The following is a 14,251-nucleotide window of genomic DNA, read 5'->3' as shown; positions in this document are numbered from 1 at the left end:
ACCACTGGTATACAATAAACTTTCCGTTAATGTTGTCTTTCCTGCGTCAACGTGAGCCAGAATGCCTAAGTTAATTATTTTCATGTGCACCATAGTTCCTTACGATCATTCAAATTTTCATTCACTTGCGCATTAGTCTCTATTTGCATAACAGTCTCCATCGTTTACACCGTTGGAGTCCGCCCCTGTTGAATCGCAATGACCAAAGCCTATTTTGTATAGATACAAGAAAGGCGCGGGTTCGCTACGGTTTACCCAATCGAGGCTCTGCAATGCCTTTACACGATAAACGCGAGCGACCCACGCCCCAAAAGGGCTGTTGCCCTTTGGCCATACGACCAAAGACCGGCCAAGAAGTCGGTATAGCAAACCGAGATACACCGCAAAACGGCATACCTGCGTGAGCGTTCGCCTTGTCCTCGTGTAATTGAAATTTGCAGATTTCGATTGGAGAACAAGAGCTAAACTCTCTAATATGTTCAATTTAAAAATAACTTAAATACGGGCAGAACGCTCAGAAAATTTACAAAAAAGGGCATTTTTGTGACGAAAACAGCATTTTTGAGGTAAATTGTAAAGGAAGATGGCTATTCCAACTTGGAAGGGGGTTGCCTTTCGAGCGTGTAAAAAGGTATATTTAGAAGGAACATTATCGGAGTTTAGCCATGATTGCAACTGCAAAAGGATTTTTCGATGGGCAGCAGATTGTGCTAGAACCACCTGTTCGGCTAGAAGCGGGACAGGAGGTTGTCATTGCATATACTGTCGTAGCGTCCTCTGAAAAAAAGAGTGCGAAAGCGGATCTCGTTGATTCGCTTATTGGTGCTATTCCCAATACAGGAAAGTCACTAGAAGATTACCGTTCAGAGAGACTCGAAAAGTATGCAGATAATGGTTGGCACCAATGTTGTTCTAGATGTTCTGCTGAATAGAACCGCCCATGTGAACGAATCGGCAGCAGTTCTCAAGGCAGCATCAGACGATATCCAAGAATTCATTTCAGCTTCCGCGATTACGGATATCTATTATATCGCACAAAAGGAATTGAAGAAACCATCCTTAACAAAACAGCTTCTTCGCAACCTACTCCAAATTGTCCATGTTTCTTCCGTATCAGAAGTCGACATTTGGGCGGCTCTCGATAGCGGATGGGAAGATTTTGAAGATGCCGTTCAAAATTCCGTCGCAGAACATCACCGGTTCGACTGTATTGTCACTCGCAACACTTCCGATTACAGCAATTCCGCATTGTCTGTAATGACCCCGCAGGAATTCGTCAACAAGTTCGTTTCGAAATAATCTTTTTCAAGTATGATAAAAGGACCTCAGCAATAAAGCTGAGGTCCTTTTGCATTTTAGGGCGGGTGGGCGGGGTAAGCCGGGCGTTACGGGCGCGGCGTATGAGCGCTCATTAGAAGGGGTAGCGGAAGACCCGACTGGGGTGGGTTGTTATACATAAAACGCCCACTCTTATGAGTGGGCGTGATTATAAGGGCGGGTCGGGGCTGAAGCGAGGGGAAGGCTTTCCCCTCTCCCCCTAATCCTTACACTTCTTCAATAGAAGCGTGATATTCCTGCAAAGACTTCACGGCGCCGTGGCCGTTCCTTGCGGCGGCGATGCCCTTCACGGTGTTGTACGCACCGGCGAGAGTCGTGATGTACGGAACCTTGTACTTGATGGCGGCCTTGCGGATGGCGCTTTCGTCCTTGATGGCGTCGCGCTTTGCCCACGGCGTGTTGATGATGAGGTTCACCTGCTTGTTCAGGATGATGTCGAGGACGTTCGGGCGGCCTTCGGCGATCTTGTTCACCACTTCGCACTTGACACCGGCAGCTTCGTAGAACTTGGCGGTGCCTTCGGTAGCGTAAATCTTGAAGCCGAGCTTCTGGAATTCCTTACCGATTTCGATGGCCTGTTCAGACAAGTTAACCTTGTCGGAGAGGCTAATCAGCACGGCACCTTCGTTCGGGAGGAAGGAACCTGCGGCTTCCTGGCTCTTGTAGTAAGCGAGGGCGTAGTCGTCGGAGAGGCCGAGAACTTCACCCGTGGAGCGCATTTCGGGGCCGAGAACCGGGTCCACCTTCGGGAACTTGTCGAAGGGGAACACGGCTTCCTTGGCGCCGTGATGGTTGAACTTCTTGTCCTTGAGCTTGAGGTCTTCGAGCTTGGCACCGAGCATCAGGCGGGTGGCAAGGCGAGCCATCTGCGTGTTACAGACCTTGGAGACGAGAGGCACCGTGCGGGATGCGCGCGGGTTCGCTTCGAGGACGAACACCTTGCCGTCTTCGATAGCGTACTGCATGTTCATGAGGCCGCAAACGTGGAGGGCTTCGGCAATCTTCCTGGTGTAATCCTTGATGGTCGCGAGGTTTTCCTTCGTGATGGTCACCGGCGGGATGATGCAGGCGGAGTCACCGGAGTGGACACCGGCAAGTTCCACGTGTTCCATCACGGACGGGATGTAAACGTGTTCGCCGTCAGAGAGGGCGTCGGCTTCGCATTCGAGAGCGTTGTGGAGGAAGCGGTCGATGAGGAGCGGGCGATCCGGGGTCACGCCCACGGCCTTCGCCACGTATTCGCGGAGCATGTTTTCGTCGTAGATAACTTCCATGCCGCGGCCGCCAAGCACGAAGCTCGGGCGGATCATCACCGGGTAGCCGCCGATCTGCTTGACGCAAGCGAGGGCCTCGTCAATGTTGGTGGCCATGCCGCTTTCCGGCATCGGGATGCCGAGCTGGTCCATCATCTTGCGGAACAGGTCGCGGTCTTCGGCGATGTCGATGGAGTCGATGCTCGTACCGAGAATCTTCACACCTTCGTCGCTCAGGGCGCGGGCGATGTTCAGCGGAGTCTGACCACCGAACTGCACAATCACGCCAGCCGGCTTTTCCTTGTGGTAAATCTGGAGAACGTCTTCGAGGCTGACCGGTTCGAAGTACAGCTTGTCGGAGGTATCGTAGTCGGTAGAAACCGTTTCGGGGTTGCAGTTCACCATGATGGTTTCGTAACCCATTTCGCGGAGGGCCATGGCAGCGTGGCAGCAGCAGTAGTCGAATTCGATACCCTGACCGATTCTGTTCGGGCCACCGCCGAGAATCATGATCTTCTTCGGGTTGGTGGAAGCGGTAGATTCGTCCTTGCAGTTGTAGGTGCTGTAGTAGTAGAACTGGTTTTCGACACCGCTCACCGGCACTGCGCACCAGCCTTCGACCACGCCGAGTTCCGTACGCTTCTTGCGCACGTCCTTTTCGCGGATGCCGAGAATCTTGGCGATGTACTTGTCGCTGAAGCCGTCCTTCTTGGCCTTGATGAGGAGTTCATCGGCCGGGAGGCGACCCGGAGTCTTGAGCATTTCTTCTTCGAGCTGAACGAGTTCGCGCATCTGCTGCACGAAGTAAGCCTTTTCGTAGGTGGCGGCGAAGATTTCTTCGTCGGTAGCACCCTTACGGAGGGCTTCGTACATCTGGAAGTGACGTTCAGAAGAAGCGGTCTTCATCATTTCAAGGAGTTCTTCCTTGCTCTTCTTGTTGAAGTCCTTGGCAAAGCCGAGACCCGCACGGCCGTTTTCGAGACCACGGATAGCCTTCTGGAGGGTTTCCTTGTAGGTCTTGCCGATAGCCATGACTTCACCCACGGCCTTCATCTGGGTGCCGAGGCAGTCATCGACGCCGCGGAACTTTTCGAATGCCCAGCGAGCGAACTTGAGCACCACGTAGTCACCGCTCGGGGTGTACTTTTCGAGGGAGCCGTCGCGCCAGTACGGAATCTGGTCGAGGGTAAGGCCGGCAGCGAGCTTTGCAGAAACGAGAGCGATCGGGAAGCCGGTAGCTTTGGAAGCAAGAGCTGAGGAACGAGAGGTACGCGGGTTGATTTCGATGATCACCACGCGGCCGCTCTTCGGGTCGTGTGCGAACTGGACGTTCGTACCGCCGATAACGCCGATGGATTCCACAATCTTGAAGGCATCGCGCTTGAGGCGTTCTTCGAGGGACTTGTCGATGGTGAGGAACGGGGCTGCGCAGAAGGAGTCACCGGTATGCACGCCCACCGGGTCAATGTTTTCGATGAAGCAGATGGCGATCATCTGGTTCTTGGAGTCGCGAACGACTTCAACTTCCAATTCTTCCCAACCGAGGATAGATTCTTCGATGAGGCACTGGTGGGTCATGGAAAGTTCAAGACCGTTGGAGCAAATGGTGCGGAGTTCTTCCACGTTGTAGCAGAAACCGCCGCCTGCACCGCCCATGGTGTAAGCCGGGCGAACCACGACCGGGTAGCCGATTTCGGAAACGATCTTTTCGGCTTCTTCCACAGAGTGGCAAATGCCGGAGCGCGGAGTATCGATACCGAGCTTCTGCATGGTTTCCTTGAAGATTTCACGGTCTTCGCCGCGTTCGATAGCATCGAGGTTCACACCGATGACCTTCACGCCGTACTTGTCGAGCACGCCAGCCTTGTTGAGGGCGCAAGCGAGGTTCAAACCAGTCTGACCACCGAGGTTCGGGAGGAGGGCGTCCGGGCGTTCCTTTTCGATAATCTGGGTCAAACGAGCCACGTTCAGCGGTTCGATGTAGGTGGCATCGGCCATGACCGGGTCGGTCATGATGGTAGCCGGGTTGGAGTTCACGAGCACAATCTTGTAACCCTGTTCGCGCAGGGCCTTGCAAGCCTGGGTGCCGGAATAGTCGAATTCGCAAGCCTGACCGATCACGATCGGGCCAGAACCGATGATAAGGACTTTGTCGATGCCTTCAATCTTCATTTTGTTTTCTCCGTTTGACTAATTATTATTAAAACTCTGTGTATAAAAAAAACGCCGAACCAAATGGTTCAGCACTAATAAAATCAAAAAAACAATTAACCTTGGAAAAACCAATTGCGGTTGCGCAGTGGATTGCGCACTTTGCATTGCACGGGGGCAAGGGCATTGCAATATTTTGGTTCATCTTCTCGTCTAAATTACACAAGGTTTAAACTTGCGCAAATATAGACAAAAATTGTAAAGCTTTCAAGGCGAAAAACAAAAAATGAAAAATAATTTTGGCTAACTATTCGCCTGCAGGATCTGCAGCAGGTTCGGCCGGTTCATCACCCGCACAATCCGCAGCATTCGGATCCACGGTGCAGTGGTCGTCCGATTCGGTACTTGCCGTGCCGCAACCAGAAAAAGCAAGGGCCAAAGCCAGAATAGAAACAAAACCAATAAACTTACGAATCATAAGTTTTTCTCCTAAACGTTTGATATTCAACAATATAGCAAAAGGCGAGAGTCGTGACCAAACTTGTTTGGGCATGACCGAGCCAAACTATATGCACTCTGCAAGAGCGCCATATGCAAAAGGCGAGAGTCGTGGCGCATCCAATAAAAAAGCACCCGGGGAATCCCAGGTGCAAAAAACGCTTTTAAAAGACAGATTACTTCTTAGCAGTCTTGGTCTTCTTGGCGGTTTCCTTAAGAGCGGCACCGACCTTGAAGGACACGGTCTTGGAAGCCTTGATCTTGATGGTAGCGCCAGTCTGCGGATTGCGGCCGGTACGGGCAGCACGTTCCTTAACAGTGAAGGTACCGAAACCGATCAGCTGAACGAGACCGTCCTTCTTGATACCAGCGGAGATGCCGTCGAGAACAGCGTCAACAGCGCGGCCAGCAGCAGCCTTGGATTCAATACCAGCTTCCTTGTTAGCGAGGATGGCGTCAATGAGATCTTGCTTATTCATTTTATTAACTCCTTGAGTAGGTTTAAGAATTTTATGATGATATTATACTTTTTTTTTTGCGTCGTGGCACATTTTTTCTGTAAAATTTCAAAAAAAACTTGATAAATCAAGCTTCAGGCGGCGGTTCGACTTCTGCGTCAACCATGGAGTCCGCCTTCTTCTGAATCTTGTCAAGATAAACTAGACACAGGCAAGTAAAGGGAATTGCCACGATCAAACCGAGAAAGCCGAGGAGCTTTCCCCAAATCGAAAGCGACAAAAGAATGCCTACGGGAGGCAAGTCCATCGACGATCCAACGATCTTCGGAACCAAGAACATGTCTTCAATAATTTGTACCACCAGATAAATTGCAGCTACGATAGCGGCCACTTCCCAGAAGGGCATTCCCTTGTCGAGAGCATAGACCACCGCTAGCAGTAAGGCCACAGGTATCGTCGCCAGTTGCAAGTAGGGTACCATGTTCAGCGCGCCAGATACAAGGCCAAAGGCGACTCCCATAGGCAGTCCAATGATTCCAAAACCGATTGCATACAAAATACCAACCGTCAGTGCAACCAAAGACTGTGCACGGAAATAGCTACCCATGAACATGTCCATTTTCTTTCCAAAATCAGAAGCACCCTCTTTATACTTTGTCGGGAACAACTTTTTGATACCGCCACGAAGCTTAGGCATATCAAGCATAATGAACACGAGGTACATAAAAATGAGGACAGCCCCCGAAAACCACACAAACAAATTAGAAGTCTTGGAAAGAACACTCCACGCACTGGGAAGAACCTTCCCCGCCACAGACTGGGCGGCATTCCAGAAATCAAGGGTCTGCATGGCTACAGCGATTTTGTCCCAAGAAATCAAGGACTTAACTTCTTGCCACAAATCCTTCGGCACAAAGGTCGACAAACGTTCTACCCATGTAGAATCACTGAACAGCTTCGGAATCAATTCACCTAGATGTCGAATTTCGCCCACCACCATAGGCACAAAAATCCACACGGCACCGCCCACTACAAGAACCATGAGAGTGAGCACGGCGATGACGGCAACAATGCGATACTTTACTTTACTCTGGATTTTGCAAACCAGGGGATCAAAGATATAGGCAATCAAGAATGCAGCGAAAAAGGGCGCGAGGACGCCACTCAAATAATGCAACACCCAAAGCAGGATTCCTACACCTGCCGCCATAATCAGAAGCCGCATGACGCGGTCTACAGTCCATATTCTACGCATTTTACTTTTCGCCCTTCTTTCTATAGTCCAAAGGCTTCACACCATAAACTCGAGTAAAATTCTTCTCAAAAGCAGCAGAGCCCTTTTCTCCTACGGCAATGGCCACTTCGGCAATAGACTTGTCCGTTTCTTTCAAGATCTTCGCAGCTTTTTCCATTTGCGTCTTTAAATCGTCCTGTTGCTTTTGACGTTTTGCCACGCGGCTTTTTGAATTCCTTACCACCAGCGAAAATACACCGACATATACCAGAACCGCAACCACAAGGCCCACGTACATCAAAGCCTTGAAAGTACGGTTTTCGCCCCACAACCTGATGGAACGTATAGTGATATCGTCGGGGATTCCCAACATGGTTCCTTCGCCATTGCAAATTTCAAAGAGCATGCCGCGATTCATGTAGCGTAAGCCATCATCTTCGTCGAGGCCTTGCATGGCAAGCCACCATTCTGGGACCTTGAAGTCCAGCATCGATATGGCCGCAATGCTGCTCTTGCCCCGAATCTGTACAGACGCCTGGGCCACCATCGGACGATAACTCTGATACACGTTCTTCTTACTGTACACCGGGTCATCGTTCAAGATTTTTACACCAATGCGCCTCATGCGCCCAGTTTCGACTTCAATCACCAGCGAATCGTAATCGGAAAAATCAAAGAATCCGTTTGCCGGGCGGTTATTGACCGAGAGCAGATTGATTCCCACACCTGCATAGGGGTAAGCCATTCCTGAACGAATATTGACGCGCGCCGAGATGACGGAATCTTCGTTGGAAAGCTCAACGGTGGAAAAGCCGCCTACATTGGCATCGGACACGGCATACACCTGGTATGTGCCACCCGGGAAAAGGGTCTGTTCCGAAGCGCTAAACCTTGCAAACAGCACAAACCAAACAATCAGAACAACTACCAAGGCCGTAGTTGCTATGGCAATTTTTTTCATGAACGAGGCTCCGCAGACTTATCTTCGTGGTCTTTGTTGTAGGAATGGGTACGACCAATGGCCACAATCATGAGCCCCAGCATAATGAACATCACGACGCCAAAAGCGAAATTGCTCACGCCCTTCGCCGTGATTGCGTAAAACTTGAGGGCAAACTTTTTACCGCGGGGCTGGTTCCAACCGGGAGCAATTTCCACACGAGCAATCGTTTCTTGATGTCGACGATTCAATTCGCGATCAACATGTTCGTCATCAAACCAAAAGTCTGGCGTATAGAACTGCTCAAAGGGAATGGCTATGCGCTGCCGTCCCTGGGTCAGCGGAACTTCCTTCATCAACAGACGGAATGTTCGCGGTTTCGTGATATCCGTGACATCCGGGTCGAAGGTCCACACCTTCACCAAAATTTCTTCGGTACCATGGGATTCCAATTCAAAGATCAGAGAATCCACAAAGGTCCAGTTGCGATACAGAGCCTTTTCGCCTTGGCTCAGGTCAAACAGGAGCCCACACCAGGCACTCTTTGTCGTGTCCGTTCCCAACATACAGCTAAACGAAAGAGACGAATCCGCAAGCGCAAACGTGGTTTCAGAAAGGCCGCCATCCGCTTTATCGTCATATTCAAAGACGGTTGCCCCGTCATGCAGCGGAAGCACGTCATCGACAAAATGCCTGTCGGGCAAAGCAAGATAAACCGCAACAACTGCGGCAGCGATTGCCACAATAATGATATAAGTTTTAGTCATTGGAATCGGGTTCCAAAATAGGTTTCAAATGAAGGCTATACTGCACCAAATCCAGCGGATCTTCATCGGGCATTTTTTCACCAAAGAGCTTGTTGATCAAAGCATCTAGGGCTCGGATAAAGAAGAAATGGTGTTTGCCCCCTTTGGTAACCTGCTGGAAGGGATGTTCCAGGGTGCGCTTCAAAAGTTGAACCATCATGGATGGCGTAAAATGGAACATTTTGCAGCAAGTAGTCACCTTGCCGTCGTAACCGTAATCAGGGAGTTTCCCATCTACAAGGGGTTCACCGTGATCGATACAGCAAACATTTTCACAGACCGGATCCTGCACATTCTTGGCGAGGAGCGCCTTGAGCCAAAGCTCACGGGACTTGTCCGTCAAATCGCTACGAAAAGCCATGGTCTGGTCGCAAGGGAAAAACGTAGAATAGCACTTGGGGCAAATGCGCAAGTCCAGGTGCTGGAACTTGACGGCAGCCACCTCTGATTTACAATAAGGGCAGGTACTCATGGGCTTTAATATAATAATTTCTATATTTAGGATATGGCTAAAGTAGTACAGATTACCGCTGAAAATTTTGAGACCGAGGTCGCACAGGCCTCTGACACCCGCGCCGTAGCAGTCCTTTTCTCCTCGGCAGAATACCCCGATTGCGCCCCCTATTCCCAGTTGCTGGGCCAGCTTTCTACCAGCATGGACTTTACGCTGGGTGTTGTCAGCTGCGATGAACGTGAAAACATGCAGTTGATTCAGGCGTTCCGCGTGCGCTCGGTGCCCGAAGTCCACATTGTAGAGAAAGGACAGATTGCAGACGTGATTCAAGGCGTACTCCCCGAAGCCGACCTCAAGAAGCGTCTCGAGAAGTTCTTCGTCAGCGACGAAGCCCGTTTCCAGGCCGCCCTCGAAGACGCCATTGCACAAAAGAATTTTGACCAGGCGCTCCCGATGCTCGACGAAGCGCTCGCCAAGACTCCTGACGACAAGAAGTTGCAGCTCCTGTGGGCAAAGGCAAGCCTTGGCATGGGTGACACCGAAAAGGCAAAAGAAGTTCTCGCCAAGTTTAGCGAAGCCGACGACCAGTACCGCGAAGCCAAATCGCTGTTAGAACTCTTGGACTTCCACGCCGAAGCCGCCAAGAAAGACGTGCAGGGCAAAGAAGCCATCGTTTACCACGAAGCTTGCAAGCTGGCCTGCGCCGAAGATTTCGAAAGTGCCCTGCAGGCATTCCTGAACTTGTACGTGGAAGCTCCGGAATGGAACGATGGAGCCGCCAAGAAGGCAATGCTTACGTTGTTCGGAGTTCTGGGCCCGAAGCACGAACTGACGTGGAAATACCGCGCCAAGCTCAACACAATGATGTTTATCTAGGCACCCATGAATCTCGATTTCAACCGCAGGCTTTCTATTGCCCCGATGCTCGACTGCACCGACCGTCACGAACGGTATTTCTTGCGGTTGCTTTCGAAACACATTCTGCTTTACAGCGAAATGGTGACAACCAACGCGCTGTTGCACACCGACCCGGACCAATTCCTGCGCCATCAGGAATTCGAGTACCCCGCTGTTTTGCAACTAGGCGGAAGCAATCCCGCCGATTTAGCCAAGTGCAGCAAGATGGTCGAAGAATCCGGCTTCCAGGAAGTCAACCTTAATTGCGGCTGCCCTTCGGACCGCGTGCAGAACGGGAACTTCGGCGCTTGCCTCATGAAAGACAAGAACCTGGTGGCCGACTGCTTCAAGGCCATGCAAGACGCCGTAAGCATTCCGGTGTCCATCAAGTGCCGCATCGGCGTCGACGAATTCGATTCTTGGGACTTTTTCCGCGACTTTGTTGGTACCATCGCTGACGCCGGCTGCAAAGTGTTCATTATTCATGCCCGCAAGGCATGGCTCAAGGGCTTAAGCCCCAAGGAAAACCGCGAAGTTCCGCCGCTCAAATACGATGTCGTGCACAAGCTCAAGACTGAAATGCCGCAGTTGAACATTTCAATCAATGGCGGCATCAAGACCCTTGACCAGGTGCAAGAACAGCTCCAGGATTTAGACGGTGTGATGGTTGGCCGCGAAGCCTACGAAAATCCGTGGTTCCTGCGCGACGCCGACGAACGCATTTTCGGCGAAAAAGAACCGCCGCGATTCTCGTTACGCAAGGAACTCTTGGAAGCATACCTCCCCTACGTAGAAATGGAATCGGCCCGCGGCACCCCCGCCACCATTCTGGTGCGCCACATTTATGGTCTGTTCAACGGAAAGCCCGGTGCCCGCAAATTCCGCCAGCACCTTGGCGAAAATGCCCCCAAAACAAATAACCCCGCGGAAATGATCCGCAGGGCTATGGATTTAGTTACCGAACCTTAGTCTGTTTGATTAGAACAGAGCGATGCTGTACGGCGGAAGAGCACCCTTCGGCTGTTTGAGGGAAGACTTCTTTTCGCCATCCCAAACAACGACCTTAGAATTAGTACGGTCACCCACATAGAGCTTACCGTCAACAACGGCCATGCTTCCCGAAGCATCAGAAAGGTCCTTAATCTTTTCGACCTTCTTGGAAGAAAGATCAACCTTCTTCACTTCCATAATGGCAGCCCAGTTTTCGTCATAACCCAAGTTAAGAGCAACGTAGGCGATGCCGTCTTCAACAACCACATTAGCTACACCACCGCCAAGTTCTTCGCCAGAAATGTACAACGAAGAGCTCTTCTTGGATTCATTGATTTTTTCAATACCGCGCTTCTTGTCGGCATCGGTACCAGAGGCGGCATTGTATTCGCCATGAGTTGCCACATAAATAGCACCATCATCGACAAAGATAGCCTTGGGGTTCTTAGTCTTGAGCTGAATGGTATCCTTCAAGTCGCCAGTAGATGCGTCATAAATAGCGAGGAGTCCCTTGGGATAAGTAGTAACCCAAGTCGCCGGGTCCATCGTATAGCGCTGCATCAGCACATAAAGCTTACCAGAATTCAGTTCAATGTCTGCCACATACGGAGTCGTTTCACCCTTGTGAGAGAACTTACCGGTCTTAATGGACTTGAGAACCTTGCCGTCCTTAGTAGAAATCTTGACCAAAGAGTCTGCGGCCTGCAAAGCAACCCATGCTTCATCATCATCGAAGGCCATGTCGACCGGGTTAGAACCGTCATCAAGGGAAGCCTGCCAAGTCACAGCCTTCTTGCCTTCGGTTTCCAACTTTTCAGGATCGATCTTCGAAATATTGTCGGCGCCAATGGCTTCAAGAACATAGAGATCAGCTCCGTCAACAACGACCTTGGAATCCTGATGGAACGAAAGGCTCTTTTCAGAGACATTCCCTTCCTTGTCGATCCAGCGAAGTTCGCCGGTTTTGTAGTCGCTGGTATAGACGACACCCGTCAAGGATACGTCTACCTTGTCAGAGGCGCTGGAACTGGAATCGTCACCGCAAGCCACGAGGCCAAAGGTAAGGCCAAATGCAGCGAGAGCGGCAAGAGACTGTTTTTTGATTTTATTCATGTTTTTTCCTTTTCTGGCTTTACGCAATTAAGCGCGGGGGCTAGAACCCCTGTATGATTGTGAACTTGTATTCTCGCCCAGGCATCGGGAAGGGCGTATAGAAATTTCGGTACTTTTCGTCGGTAATGTTATCCACGGAAAAAGCTAAGCGGGTCTTGTCAAAGGGTTGGTACCCAAGGCTAGCTCGATGAGTCGCCACAGCAGGCTGATCCATGCGATTGGCGCGGTCACTATACATAACGCTCCGCCACTGCGAAGTCCATGTAAAATCAAGGTATAACGGCAAATGCAATACGGCCTCTGCATAGTAGGATTGTTCAGGCTCACCCGGAAGCAGATTATCTTTATAAGGACCTTTTGAGCGATCTTTTGTCTTTTGGAATGTAGCGCGAAGTACGACATCCATAAATTTGGCGGGACTGCTATTCAGTTCCAATTCAACTCCTCGCACCAACGAACGAGCAATATTATCGGCTCGCAAATGTTCCAATACAATTACCCAGCAAATGCCGTCTTCGATATGCGATTCATAATAAGAACCTCTCAACAACGTTCTTTTATGCGGGAACGTATATTGAGCAGAAGCCTCGAAACGGGTAGCCTTTTCGCGTTTTAGATTCGGATTAGATATTGCTCCGGGGAAAGTTCCATAGAGTTCCATCAGCGCAGGCTGCTGGTAAAACCGCCCCAAAGACAACTCTCCCATCACAGGAGTTTCAGAATTTCCTAACCGCACATAAGTACGCCCAGCAAACGTAACATCCCTATCTTCGGCTTCTTCTAGGGTTCGTCCCCCCGTCGGCAAAACAAAAGTGCCTTCGTCAAGATGGTCCTTCAGCACTTGAACAGAGCCTTCACCTCCTATACCAGCATACTTGAAAAGCTGATAATACAAATCACCCGAGCCAAGAAAACTCAAACGGTCTAGCGCCCAATCCTTTGAATCCCCGCGAGCCTCGGCGCGTTCCCATTCGAAAGCGATACGGGTAGAACCCGTCACGTGGTCAACCGGAGTCCATTCCGCCCAAATTTCAGGGACCACCTTGTAGGTTGCGGCACCATATTCCATGTACATGTTATTGGTATAGCCCAAATGATCCAGCGGATAATATGAACTCGAGAGATTCTTGTCGAATCGCGCCGAAATTCCGCCATACAAGAACAACTTGTCATCAAAATAGCCGACCGATTCAAGCCCATAGCGCATTAGCGCGGATTCCCCTACAAATTTAGCGACTTTGGTCTGCTGCTCTTCTTTACCGGGGTTGCCTCCTTCGTAACGAGAAGCCGTTACCGAGACGGTCGAAAAATAGCCGTTACGATGCAGCATGCGAAACTGCACATTCCCAGATACATCGGTATACTCGGCATTTTCTCGAGTCGCGATAAAATCGTCGTCATCATTGTACTGCGTACCGTTACGATTCAGGTATTCATAGTCGTTATCGCTATGGCGTGTCGCAAAAGACGATGCAAAAGATACACTGTCCGACACAGGAGCGCTTACCTGGAAAGAGCCCTCCCACAAGTTGTGGTTACCATATGCACCCAAGATGCGGCCACCCTTTTTCACTGCATTTTTCGTAACAAAATTAATGGCACCGCCAAGCCCCGACACTCCAAATTTTGCAGGAACGTTGTTCTTGTAGACCTCAATCTTTTCCATTTGGTTCAAATCGATGGAGCCCAGGTTTACCGCCCCGCCACTAGCATCGTTCAGGGGAACGCCGTCGACGCAGATCATGATGTTACGGGCAGCAATTCCCCGCACTGAAACCGTCTGGAAACTGCCTACGCCGCCCTGCTTATAAGACTGAATTCCAGGGAGCGTCGCAAGCAAATCCGCCGCCGAGAGAGATTTACCTTCCCATGCGGCAGAGCTAATTTCAGTGTAGCTGGCATTTTTCGTTAAAATCGTTTCACCATCCGTCACCACCTCGGTCGAACCGAGATTCTGTACAGGAGTCGCATCATCGACAGCGACAGTCTTCGAAGAAACAATCGAAACATCCTCCAGGGAACTCCCCGAAGGGGCTGCCACGGCCATACTTAAACCGGCAGCCAAACAGCCTAAAAACGCCGCAATCTTAGCAGCCTTAAAGAAAGACGTCGTTCGCAT

14 protein-coding genes are annotated in these 14,251 nt (G+C 50.6%); 4 read left to right on the top strand and 10 right to left on the bottom strand.

Annotated elements, in window-relative coordinates:
• Positions 1-84: GTP-binding protein (locus tag ACJMNB_RS02245; RefSeq protein ID WP_405338559.1), on the bottom strand; the 84-nt coding region annotated here is incomplete at its 3' end.
• A gap of 581 nt (positions 85-665) precedes the next feature.
• On the opposite strand from ACJMNB_RS02245, the gene ACJMNB_RS02240 reads away from it, so the two are divergent.
• Both ACJMNB_RS02240 and ACJMNB_RS02235 read left to right on the top strand, forming a co-directional pair.
• The gene (locus ACJMNB_RS02240) at positions 666-932 is read left to right on the top strand and encodes a hypothetical protein (protein ID WP_405338551.1); all 267 of its coding nucleotides are present in this window, start codon (positions 666-668) and stop codon (positions 930-932) included.
• Positions 883-1,299: a PIN domain-containing protein gene (locus tag ACJMNB_RS02235; RefSeq protein WP_405338549.1), complete on the top strand. Its 417-nt coding sequence runs from the start codon at positions 883-885 to the stop codon at positions 1,297-1,299. The genes ACJMNB_RS02240 and ACJMNB_RS02235 overlap by 50 nt, the downstream gene beginning before the upstream one ends.
• Before the next feature lie 245 nt (positions 1,300-1,544).
• Here the strand turns inward: ACJMNB_RS02235 and carB are convergent, their stop codons facing one another.
• The 7 genes from carB to ACJMNB_RS02200 all read right to left on the bottom strand — a co-directional run bounded on the left by carB (position 1,545) and on the right by ACJMNB_RS02200 (position 9,150).
• Positions 1,545-4,763 carry a carbamoyl-phosphate synthase large subunit gene (gene carB, locus ACJMNB_RS02230; protein ID WP_405338547.1) on the bottom strand — a complete coding sequence of 1,073 codons (3,219 nt, stop codon included), beginning with the start codon at positions 4,761-4,763 and terminating at the stop codon, positions 1,545-1,547.
• Between the two features lie 286 nt (positions 4,764-5,049).
• Positions 5,050-5,220 (bottom strand): hypothetical protein, encoded by a 171-nt coding sequence (locus tag ACJMNB_RS02225; protein ID WP_405338545.1) that lies wholly within the window; start codon positions 5,218-5,220, stop codon positions 5,050-5,052.
• Between the two features lie 196 nt (positions 5,221-5,416).
• On the bottom strand, positions 5,417-5,719 hold the full coding sequence (locus ACJMNB_RS02220) for an HU family DNA-binding protein (RefSeq protein WP_405338543.1): 303 nt from the start codon (positions 5,717-5,719) through the stop codon (positions 5,417-5,419).
• 106 nt (positions 5,720-5,825) lie between these two features.
• Complete coding sequence (locus tag ACJMNB_RS02215; RefSeq protein ID WP_405338541.1) at positions 5,826-6,953, bottom strand: AI-2E family transporter; 1,128 nt, start codon at positions 6,951-6,953, stop codon at positions 5,826-5,828.
• A 1-nt stretch (position 6,954) separates the two neighbouring features.
• Positions 6,955-7,893, bottom strand: coding sequence for a helix-turn-helix domain-containing protein (locus tag ACJMNB_RS02210; protein WP_405338539.1), 939 nt, complete (start codon positions 7,891-7,893; stop codon positions 6,955-6,957).
• Entirely contained in the window at positions 7,890-8,639 is a 750-nt protein-coding gene (locus ACJMNB_RS02205) for a hypothetical protein (RefSeq protein ID WP_405338537.1), read from the bottom strand. Before ACJMNB_RS02205 ends, ACJMNB_RS02210 begins: the two co-directional genes overlap by 4 nt.
• Positions 8,632-9,150: a hypothetical protein gene (locus ACJMNB_RS02200; protein WP_405338535.1), complete on the bottom strand. Its 519-nt coding sequence runs from the start codon at positions 9,148-9,150 to the stop codon at positions 8,632-8,634. Before ACJMNB_RS02200 ends, ACJMNB_RS02205 begins: the two co-directional genes overlap by 8 nt.
• 33 nt (positions 9,151-9,183) lie before the next feature.
• Between ACJMNB_RS02200 and ACJMNB_RS02195 the strand changes: the two genes are divergently transcribed.
• Positions 9,184-10,008, top strand: a complete 825-nt coding sequence (locus tag ACJMNB_RS02195) for a tetratricopeptide repeat protein (RefSeq protein WP_405338533.1) — start codon at positions 9,184-9,186, stop codon at positions 10,006-10,008.
• Positions 10,009-10,014: 6 nt separating this feature from the next.
• Entirely contained in the window at positions 10,015-10,998 is a 984-nt protein-coding gene (dusA, locus tag ACJMNB_RS02190; RefSeq protein ID WP_405338531.1) for a tRNA dihydrouridine(20/20a) synthase DusA, read from the top strand.
• Positions 10,999-11,007: 9 nt separating this feature from the next.
• Here dusA and ACJMNB_RS02185 read toward each other — a convergent pair whose 3' ends face one another.
• Both ACJMNB_RS02185 and ACJMNB_RS02180 read right to left on the bottom strand, forming a co-directional pair.
• Entirely contained in the window at positions 11,008-12,132 is a 1,125-nt protein-coding gene (locus tag ACJMNB_RS02185; protein WP_405338529.1) for a YncE family protein, read from the bottom strand.
• 40 nt (positions 12,133-12,172) lie between these two features.
• Positions 12,173-14,251: a TonB-dependent receptor gene (locus ACJMNB_RS02180; RefSeq protein WP_405338527.1), complete on the bottom strand. Its 2,079-nt coding sequence runs from the start codon at positions 14,249-14,251 to the stop codon at positions 12,173-12,175.

The sequence above is a fragment of the Fibrobacter sp. genome, assembly GCF_045131395.1.
Taxonomy (GTDB): domain Bacteria; phylum Fibrobacterota; class Fibrobacteria; order Fibrobacterales; family Fibrobacteraceae; genus Fibrobacter.
Note: the sequence above shows the minus strand (reverse complement) of the source record. Positions and strands in the feature narration are given on the sequence as shown.